Below are 9,702 nucleotides of genomic sequence, written 5' to 3'. Positions count from 1 at the left end.
TGGCCTTGCGTCGCGGCTGCGCGGACCCGCCGGGGCCGCCGTGCCCCGGGGCCGCGGCGACGCTCAGACCGCCAGCGCCTCGCGCACCCCGTCGCGGTCCATGTCCGCCCCCGCGCCGCGCATGACGATCTCGCCGCGCTCCATCACCAGGTACTGGTCGGCGAGCGCGCGCGCGAAGTCGTAGTACTGCTCGACGAGCAGGATCGCCATCTCGCCGGTCTCGGCGAGGCTGCGGATGGCGCGCTCGATGTCCTTGATGATCGAGGGCTGGATGCCCTCGGTGGGCTCGTCGAGGATCAGCAGCTTCGGGCCGAAGGCGAGCGCGCGGCCGATCGCGAGCTGTTGCTGCTGCCCGCCGGAGAGGTCGCCGCCGCGCCGGGCCATCATCTGCTTCAACACCGGGAACATGTCGAAGATGCGCGGCGGGATGGCGCTGCCGCGCGGCCGGGTGGCCAGCCCCATGAGCAGGTTCTCCTCGACGGTGAGGCGCGGAAAGATCTCGCGCCCCTGCGGCACGAAGCCGATGCCGGCGGCGACGCGCTTGTAGGACGGCGCGCGGGTGATGTCGCGGCCGTCGAAGGAAATGCTGCCGCTGGCGGCGGGCACCAGGCCCATCAGGGTCTTGAGCAGCGTGGTCTTGCCGACGCCGTTGCGCCCGAGCAGCGTGGTGACCTGGCCGACGGGCACGTCGAAGGAGAGGCCGCGCAGGATGTGGCTGCCGCCGTAGTACTGGTTGAGCGTGTCGACTTTCAGCATGTTCGTTCAGCGTCCCAGATAAACCTCGATCACGCGCGGATCCGCCTGCACCGTGGCCAGATCCCCCTCCGCCAGCACCGAGCCTTCGCACAGCACCGTGACCTTGCCGCCGAGCGCCTCTACAAACGCCATGTCGTGCTCGACCACCACCAGCGAGTGCTTGCCGGCCAGGCTCGTGAAGAGCTCGGCGGTGCGCTCGGTCTCGTCGTCGGTCATGCCCGCCACCGGCTCGTCGAGCAGCAGCAGGCGCGGCTCCTGCATCAGCAGCATGCCGATCTCCAGCCACTGCTTCTGGCCATGCGACAGCAGCCCGGCGGGGCGGTCGGCGGCCTGGTCGAGGCGGATCTGGCGCAGCACCTCGGCGACGCGGTCGCGCTCGTCGTCGAGGAGGCTGGCGAACAGGGTGCGGCGCACGCGCTTGTCGGCCTTCATCGCCAGCTCGAGGTTCTCGAAGGCGCTGTGGTGCTCGAAGATGGTCGGCTTCTGGAACTTGCGGCCGATGCCGGCGTGGGCGATCTCGGGCTCGGTCAGGCGGGTCAGGTCGATGGTCTGGCCGAAGAAGGCGGTGCCCGAGTCGGGCCGCGTCTTGCCGGTGATGACGTCCATCATCGTGGTCTTGCCGGCGCCGTTGGGGCCGATGATGCAGCGCAGCTCGCCGGCGTCGATGGTCAGGCTGAGCTTGTTCAAGGCGCGGAAGCCGTCGAAGCTCACGGTGATGTCGTCGAGGTAGAGGATGACCTTGTGCGACAGGTCGAGCTCGCCCGGCCTGTACACCCGCCCGTCCGCGGCCGAGCCGTCCCAGTGCTCGCGCTGGTTCTCGCGCTCGGCGTCGAGGTGGGCGCGCTCGCGTTCGATCTCGAGGGTGGGGATCATGCGTTCGCTCCCTTGGCGATGGGGGTGTCGGCCGTGGACCGGGCGGCCTGGCGTTCGGTGGCCGGCACCTCGGCCGGCGCACCGCCGATTGCCGCGGAGAGACCGGCACCCGCTGCGGCGGAGGCGTCGTCGAGCGCCGCCGCCGCGCGCCGCGCACGCAGCTTGCGCCAGAGGCCGACCACGCCGTCGGGCAGGTAGAGGGTGACGACGATGAAGAGGAAGCCGAGCACGAAGGGCCAGTATTCCGGCAGATAGACGGTGAACACGCTCTTGGCCAGATTGACGATGCCGGCACCGAGCACCGCGCCCACCAGCGTGCCGCGCCCGCCCACCGCTACCCACACCGCGATCTCGATCGAGTTCGCCGGCGACATCTCCGAGGGGTTGATGATGCCGACCTGGGGCACGTACAGCGCCCCCGCCAGCCCGCACAGCATCGCCGACAGCGTCCACATGAAGAGCTTGTAGTGCAGCGGGTTATAGCCGATGAACATGACCCGGCTCTCGGCGTCGCGGATCGCCGCCAGCACGCGGCCGAAGCGCGAGGTGACGAGGTAGCGCCCGAGCACCAGGCAGGCGATCAGCAGCGCCGCCGAGAGCGCGAACAGCGTCACCCGCATCCCGGGCGAGGTGATGTCGTAGCCCAGGATGCGCTTGAAGTCGGTGAAGCCGTTGTTGCCGCCGAAGCCGGTCTCGTTGCGGAAGAACAGCAGCATCGCGGCGTAGGTCAGCGCCTGGGTGATGATCGAGAAGTACACCCCCTTGATGCGCGAGCGGAAGGCGAACCAGCCGAACACGAAGGCCACCAGCCCGGGCAGCGCCACCACCAGGAACAGCGCCCACAGCAGCGAGTCCGAGCCCGCCCAGTACCAGGGCAGCTCCTTCCAGTCGAGGAAGACCATGAAGTCGGGCAGCTCCGCGCCGTAGCTGCCGTCGCGCCCGATCTGGCGCATCAGGTACATGCCGAAGGCGTAGCCGCCGAGGGCGAAGAACAGGCCGTGGCCGAGCGACAGGATGCCGGCGTAGCCCCAGATCAGGTCCATGGCGACGGCGACCACCATGTAGCACAGGATCTTGCCGAGCAGGCTGACGGTGTAGGCGAAGACGTGCAGCGGGTGGCTCTCGGGCAGCGCGAGGTGCGCGACCGGCACGCCGATCCAGGCCACGGCGGCGAAGATCGCGAGCGCGATCCAGCCGCCGCGCGGCATGCTCTGGAAGAGCCGGAGGGTGAAGGGCGTTCGCATGGCGGTGGCCTCAGCTGTCGGCGAAGCGGCCCTTGAGGGCGAAGATGCCCTGCGGACGCTTCTGGATGAAGGCGATGATGAAGACCAGCACCAGGATCTTGGCCACGACCGCGCCCGCCCAGCCTTCGAGGAACTTGGCGACGATGCCCAGGCCGAGCGCCGCCCACACCGCGCCGGCGAGCTGGCCGACGCCGCCGAGCACCACCACCATGAAGGCGTCGACGATGTAGCCGGTGCCCATCGCCGGGCCGACGTTGGCGATCTGCGACAGCGCCAGTCCGCCCAGTCCGGCGACGCCGGAGCCGATCGCGAACGCCAGCGTGTCCACCCGCGCCGTGGGCACGCCCACGCAGCCCGCCATCGGCCGGTTCTGAGTGACCGCGCGCACGAACATGCCCAGCCGCGTCTTCTGCATCATCAGCCAGATCAGCACCAGCACGAAGGCGGCGAAGCCGAGGATGACGATGCGGTTGTACGGCAGCACCACGCCGCCGGCGAGCTCGACCCCGCCCGACATCCACGACGGGTTGGCGAGCTCCAGGTTCTGCGGCCCGAAGAGCACGCGCGCGGCCTGGATCAGCACCAGCGACAGGCCCCAGGTGGCGAGCAGGCTCTCCAGCGGGCGGCCGTAGAGGTGGCGCAGCACCAGGCGCTCCATCGCGATGCCGACCAGCGCGGCGGCGAGGAAGGCCGCCGGGATCGCGGCGAGCACGTAGAGGTCGAGGTATTCGGGGAGGTGGCTGCGGAACGCGCCCTGCACCAGGAAGGTGGCGTAGGCGCCCACCATCAGCAGCTCGCCGTGGGCCATGTTGATCACGCCCATCACGCCATAGGTGATCGCCAGGCCGAGCGCGGCGAGCAGCAGGATGGAGCCGAGCGACAGGCCGGAGAACAGTGTGCCGGCGGTCTGCGCCAGGCCGATGCGGCGGTCGATCGCGCGCATCGAGGCGGCCGCCGCGGCGCGTACCTCGGCGTCCGCCTCGACCCAGGTCGCCGCTGCGCCGTCGCCGCGCTTCTCCAGCAGCGCGGCGAGCAGGTTCTTGACCGCCGCGTCGGACGAGCCGCCGAGCGCCTGCGCCGCCTTCAGGCGCAGGGCGGGGTCGGGCGAGGCGAGCTCCAGCTTCGCGGTGGCGTAGCGCAGCACCGCGCGCACCGCGTCGTCCTGTTCGGCTGCGAGCGCGCGCGCCAGCACCGGCAGCAGCGCCGGGCTGGCGTTCTCGCGCAAGGTGTCGGCCGCGGCCAGGCGCTGCGCCGGCTGCGCGGAGGACAGCGCGAGCGCCGCGCGCGCGGTACCGATCGCACGGCGCAGGCGGTTGTTCACGGTGATCCGGGTGGCGGCGCCCGCGTCGGCGGCGAGCGCCTCGCCGCTGGTGGCGTCGCGCAGCCCGTCGGGTGCGATCACCACCAGGCGGCCGTCCACCGTGCCGAGCCGCCCGCCCTCGAGCGCGTCCAGCAGCGCCGCGGCCTCGTCGCCGCCGGCCACGCCGAGCGCGTCGATCGCGGCGACGCGGGCGTTGAAGTCACCGCCCAGCCCCTGCACCAGCGCGGGGTCGAGCGCCGCCCGCGCCGGCAGCGCGGCGAGCGCCATCAGCACGCACAGCACGGCGGCGATACACCATTGTCGTTTTGTCGGTCCGAACATCGTCGGCTCCCTCTTCAGACGAAAATCGGGGTCAGACCCCGATTTTCCGGACGATCACAGCCCCTGCTTGCCCTCGTTGCCCTCGATGAACGGGCTCCACGGCTGGGCGCGGATCGGCTGCTGGGTCTGCCAGACGACGTCGAACTGCCCGTCCGCGCGCACCTCGCCGATCAGCACCGGCTTGTGCAGGTGGTGGTTGGTCGCGTCCATGGTCAGCGTGAAGCCGGACGGGGCCTTGAAGGTCTGTCCGCCCATCGCCGCGATGACCTTGTCGACGTCGGTGCTGCCGGCCTTCTCGACCGCCTGCTTCCACATGTGCAGGCCGACGTAGGTGGCCTCCATCGGATCGTTGGTGACCACGGTGTCGGCGTTGGGCACGGCGTTCTTCTTCGCCCACGCGCGGTACTTGTCGATGAAGGCCTTGTTCTGCGGGTTGTCCACCGACATGAAGTAGTTCCACGCCGCCAGGTGGCCGAGCAGGGGCTTGGTATCGACGCCGCGCAGCTCCTCCTCGCCGACCGAGAAGGCCACCACCGGCACGTCGGTCGCCTTCAGTCCGGCATTGCCCAGTTCCTTGTAGAAGGGCACGTTGGAGTCGCCGTTGATGGTCGACACCACGGCCGTCTTCTTGCCCTCGGCGGCGAAGTGCTTGATGCGCGCGATGATGGTCTGGTAGTCGGCGTGGCCGAAGGGGGTGTAATCCTCCAGGATGTCGGCATCGCTGACCCCCTTGCTCTTCAGGAAGGCGCGCAGGATCTTGTTGGTCGTGCGCGGATACACGTAGTCGGTGCCGAGCAGCACGAAGCGCTTGGCGCCGCCGCCCTCCTCGCTCATCAGGTACTCGACCGCGGGGATCGCCTGCTGGTTGGGTGCGGCGCCGGTGTAGAAGACGTTCTTCTCCAGTTCCTCGCCCTCGTACTGCACCGGGTAGAAGAGCAGGCCGTTGAGCTCCTTGAACACCGGCAGCACCGACTTGCGCGACACCGAGGTCCAGCAGCCGAACACCGCCGCGACCTTGTCCTGCGCCAGCAGCTGGCGCGCGCGCTCGGCGAACAGCGGCCAGTTCGATGCCGGGTCGACCACCACCGGCTCGAGCTTCTTGCCGAGCACGCCGCCGCCGGCGTTGATCTCCTCGATGGTCATCAGCGCCACGTTCTTCAACGCGGTCTCGGAGATCGCCATCGTGCCCGACAGCGAATGCAGGATGCCGATCTTGATGGTGTCAGCGGCGTGTGCCCCGGCGGGCAGGCCGATCGCGGCGATGGAAGCCGAAAGCGTGAGGGCTTTGACGAAGTTGCGACGGTTCATGGACGGGCCTCTTGCAGTGGGTGGAAGTCGAGCGCAGCGCAGGCTGCGTCGATGACCTCTGTGCAAGGGGCGTGCCACGTTGCCGGCGAGTTGCCGGACGGAGTGTGGGAGGAGGTCGAAACCCGCGCCGTTGATGCGCTCGCGGCGCGCGGACGGATTGCGCGCCCGCCCGCCTGCCGTCCCGTCGGTGCGCCTCTGTCGCGGATGCCGCGCCCTGCGGCGATGCAGCACCCGGGAGGCGTGCACCATCGCAGTGCAGCAATCCCCTGGCCGCCCGCACGCATCAGCCGCGCCGCGCCATCCCGCTCCTCACGCCTGACACCTCCCGCCTCCCGCCCTCACAACATCGGCAGCCAGCGCGGCTTCACGCCGCGCGGGAAGGCCGCGTCGATGCGCTCGATCTCCGCGGCGGACAGCTCCAGCGCGAGCGCGCCGGCGTTGTCGAGCGCGTGCGCCGCGCAGGCGGCCTTGGGGATGGCCAGCACGGAAGGCCTGCGGGTGAGGAAGGCGAGCGCGACCTGGCGCGGGCTGGCGCCGCGGGCGGCGGCGATGTCGGCGAGCACGCGACCGCCCGTGGTGTCGGGCGCCGGGAAGGCGTCGTGGCCGAAGGGGCTGTAGGCGACCAGGGCGACGCCATGGCGCTCGCACCAGGGCAGCACGGCGTGCTCCACCGCGCGCTCCTGCAGGTGGTAGAGCACCTGGTTGCAGGCGATGCGCCCCGGGCCGGCGATGGCGAGCGCCTCTTCGAGCTCGGGCACGTCGAAGTTGCTCACGCCCCAGCGCAGGATCTTGCCGGCGCGCTGGAGCTCGTCGAAGGCGGCGAAGGTGTCTTCGAGCGCATGGTCGCCCGGCCAGTGCAGCAGGTAGGCGTCGAGGCGGTCGGTGCGAAGGCGCTGCAGCGAACGCTCGCAGGCGGCGATGGTGCCGCGTCGGCTGGCGTTGTGCGGCAGCACCTTGGAGACCAGGAAGACCTCGTCGCGGCGGCCGGCGATGGCCTCGCCGACGAGCTCTTCGGCGGCGCCGTCGCCATACATCTCGGCGGTGTCGATGTGGGCCAGGCCGTGGTCGAGGCCGGCGCGCAGCGCGGCGATCGCGTCGGCGCGGCGGGCCTCGTCGAGGTACCAGGTGCCCTGGCCGACCACGCCGAGCGCGGGGCCGTCGGCGCCGAAGGGATGGGTGCGCATGGGGAAGGCTCCTTGGCGGGGAATGAGACCGCCGCCGAGAATAGCGCTTCCCGGGCGCGCCGCGCCCTACAGCATGCTGTCCAGGAAGGCGCGCGTGCGCGGATGCTGCGGGTTGGCGAAGAACTCCGCCGCCGGGCGCGACTCGATGAGCTCGCCGCCGTCCATGAACACCACCCGGCTGGCGACCTCGCGAGCGAAGCCCATCTCGTGCGTCACCACCAGCATGGTCATGTGCTCGTCGGCGAGCTGGTGCATGGTGCGGAGCACCTCGCCGGTGAGCTCCGGGTCGAGCGCCGAGGTGGGCTCGTCGAAGAGCATGATGTCGGGCTCCATCGCCAGCGCGCGCGCGATCGCCACGCGCTGCTTCTGCCCGCCCGAGAGGCGCGAGGGATAGGCGTCGCGCTTGTCGAGGAGACCGACCTTCTTCAGCAGTTCCTCGGCCTTGGGCAGGATCGCCTCGCGCTTGATGCCCTTCACCGTGATCGGCGCCTCGATCACGTTCTGCAGCACGGTGAGGTGCGGGAACAGGTTGAAGTGCTGGAACACCATGCCCATGCGCGCGCAGATGCGGCGCAGCTCGGCGTCGGCGACGTAGCGCGCGTGGCCGCCGGCGTCGTTGTCGGCGAGGGTGTCGCCCTCGATGACGATGCGGCCGGCGTCGATGGTCTCGAGGTGGTTGAGGCAGCGCAGGAAGGTGCTCTTGCCCGAGCCGGAGGGGCCGATCACCGCCACCACCTCGCCCTTGGCCAGCGTCAGCGACACGCCCTTGAGCACCTCGTTGGCGCCGAAGCGCTTGCGGATGCCGTCGGCGAGGATCATGGGGCTCGTCATCGCGGCGGCCTCAGTCATAGACGGCATGGCGTTTCTCCAGGCGCTGGAAGAGCCAGGTCAGCACCAGCGTCATGATCAGGTAGAAGACCGCGGCGACGATGAAGGGCGTGATCGTGAAGTCGCGCTGCACGATGCCGCGCGCCGCGCGCAGCAGGTCGTTGAGCGCGAGCACGTAGATCAGCGAGGTGTCCTTGATCAGGGTGATGGTCTCGTTGCTCATCGGCGGCAGGATGCGCTTGACCACCTGCGGCAGCACGATGCGGCGCATGGTCTGGCCGTAGGAGAAGCCGAGCACCTTGGCGCCCTCGTACTGGCCGCGGTCGATCGACTGGATGCCGGCGCGGAAGATCTCGGCGAAGTAGGCCGCGTAGTTGAGCGCGAAGGCCACGATCGCCGCCGGGAAATCGGGCAGGCGGATGCCGATCCCCGGCACGAAGGGCAGCGCGTAGTAGATGAACAGCATCTGCAGCATCAGCGGCGTGCCGCGCATCAGCCAGATGTAGCCGTTGACCGCCTGGCTGGCGACGCGGAAGCGCGAGATGCGCACCAGCGCCAGCGCCAGGCCGAGCGGCACCGCCAGCAGCAGGGTGATCAGGAAGAGCTGCAGCGTGACCAGCGAGCCCTCGGCGAGCGGGCCGAGGATGCTGAGGATGTAGTCCATGGCGGGGCGCCGGGCGAGCGGCGGGCAGGTGGGGGAGCGAAAGGGTTCGCGGCGGCAGCCGCGAACCCCCGGGCCTGCTTACTTGATGATGTTCTTGCCGAACCAATCGGTGGAGATGCGGGCGGCGCTGCCGTCGGCCTTCATCTCGTCCATCGCCTGCTGCAGCTTCGCCAGCAGCGCGGTGTCGTCCTTGCGGGTGCCGACGCCGTACTCCTCGGTGCCGAAGTGGTCGTCGAGCACCGCGTAGTCGTTCGGCTTCTTGGCGGTGTAGTAGCGGCCCACGACCTCGTCGAGCACCACCGCGTCCAGCCGGCCGGTGGTCAGGTCCATCAGCGCGGTGACGTTGTCGCCGAACTTCTTCAGCTCCTTGAAGGAGGCGGCCACCGGGTCCTTCTGCACCGCGTCGACCGCGCTGCTGCCGTCCTGGATGCCGATCACCTTGCCGGCGAGCTCGGCCTTGGTCTTGATCGTCGAGGCGGCGGGCACCACGATGATCTGGTGGTTCTCCATGTAGGCGCTGGTGAAGCCGATGTTCTTGCGGCGCTCCTCGGTGATGGTGAGGCCGTTCCACAGCGCATCGACGCGCTTGCCGTTGAGCTCGGCTTCCTTGGCACTCCAGTCGATCGGCTTGAACTCGACCTCGATGCCGAGGCGTCTGGCCGCTTCCTTCGCGAGGTCGATGTCGAAGCCGACGAGCTCGTTCTTCTCGTTGCGGAAGCCCATCGGCGGGAAGTTGTCGTCGAGGCCGATGACGATCTTCGCCGGGACGGCCGGGGCCGCGGGCGCGGCGGCGGATTGGGCGGCAGGCGCGGTTTCATTCTTGCCGCAGCCGGCGAGCAGCGCGCCGGCGGTGAGGGAGAGCATCAGCAGCGAGGAGAGTTTCATCTTGGTCTTGCCCGTGAGGGGGGTCGGGGGCGGGGGGGCCCGCCACGGAGACGGCGCCGGGGGCCGGCGCCAAAACCATGATTCTCGCTGCACTGCGTCATGCGAGCAAGCTTGCCGCCGTCCGCGGCGCGCGCGCAGGGGGGCGCTCGGTCGGCCGTTCAGTTGACCGCGGGCTCGCGCCGGCGCGCCTCGGGGGCGCTGCCGCCATCGCGGGCCTCCCGGGCCTCGCGCCGGAAGCTGCGTCGGCTCTCCCCGTCGCCGTCACGCCGCACCCCCTGGAGGCCCTCGGGTGGGCGCCCGCCCGCCTCGCTGCGGCGG

At 70.2% G+C, this 9,702-nt stretch carries 9 protein-coding genes; all 9 read right to left on the bottom strand.

The genetic code is table 11. From position 1 onward, the window contains the following. Positions 1-63: 63 nt before the first annotated feature. Positions 64-756 carry an urea ABC transporter ATP-binding subunit UrtE gene (gene urtE / locus C667_RS16245; RefSeq protein WP_004369818.1) on the bottom strand — a complete coding sequence of 231 codons (693 nt, stop codon included), beginning with the start codon at positions 754-756 and terminating at the stop codon, positions 64-66. Between the two features lie 6 nt (positions 757-762). Beyond that, positions 763-1,629 (bottom strand): urea ABC transporter ATP-binding protein UrtD, encoded by an 867-nt coding sequence (gene urtD, locus C667_RS16240; RefSeq protein WP_004369816.1) that lies wholly within the window; start codon positions 1,627-1,629, stop codon positions 763-765. Continuing rightward, a complete protein-coding gene (gene urtC / locus C667_RS16235) occupies positions 1,626-2,873 on the bottom strand; it encodes an urea ABC transporter permease subunit UrtC (protein ID WP_004369814.1) in 1,248 nt (415 codons plus the stop codon). The genes urtD and urtC overlap by 4 nt, the downstream gene beginning before the upstream one ends. Positions 2,874-2,883: 10 nt before the next feature. Then, positions 2,884-4,515, bottom strand: a complete 1,632-nt coding sequence (gene urtB / locus C667_RS16230) for an urea ABC transporter permease subunit UrtB (protein ID WP_051174684.1) — start codon at positions 4,513-4,515, stop codon at positions 2,884-2,886. Between the two features lie 54 nt (positions 4,516-4,569). Further along, positions 4,570-5,823, bottom strand: a complete 1,254-nt coding sequence (gene urtA / locus C667_RS16225; RefSeq protein ID WP_004369809.1) for an urea ABC transporter substrate-binding protein — start codon at positions 5,821-5,823, stop codon at positions 4,570-4,572. A gap of 338 nt (positions 5,824-6,161) precedes the next feature. After that, positions 6,162-7,007 (bottom strand): aldo/keto reductase, encoded by an 846-nt coding sequence (locus C667_RS16220; RefSeq protein ID WP_004369807.1) that lies wholly within the window; start codon positions 7,005-7,007, stop codon positions 6,162-6,164. A gap of 66 nt (positions 7,008-7,073) precedes the next feature. Further along, positions 7,074-7,826, bottom strand: coding sequence for an amino acid ABC transporter ATP-binding protein (locus tag C667_RS16215; protein ID WP_004369805.1), 753 nt, complete (start codon positions 7,824-7,826; stop codon positions 7,074-7,076). A 22-nt stretch (positions 7,827-7,848) separates the two neighbouring features. Further along, entirely contained in the window at positions 7,849-8,499 is a 651-nt protein-coding gene (locus tag C667_RS16210; protein ID WP_004369803.1) for an amino acid ABC transporter permease, read from the bottom strand. A 78-nt stretch (positions 8,500-8,577) separates the two neighbouring features. Then, complete coding sequence (locus C667_RS16205) at positions 8,578-9,384, bottom strand: amino acid ABC transporter substrate-binding protein (RefSeq protein WP_004369801.1); 807 nt, start codon at positions 9,382-9,384, stop codon at positions 8,578-8,580. Between the last annotated feature and the right edge of the window lie 318 nt (positions 9,385-9,702).

The sequence above is a fragment of the Thauera phenylacetica B4P genome (assembly GCF_000310225.1).
GTDB classification, from domain to species: domain Bacteria; phylum Pseudomonadota; class Gammaproteobacteria; order Burkholderiales; family Rhodocyclaceae; genus Thauera; species Thauera phenylacetica.
The sequence above is the reverse complement of the archived record's forward strand: the minus strand, read 5'-3'. Positions and strand labels throughout refer to the sequence as shown.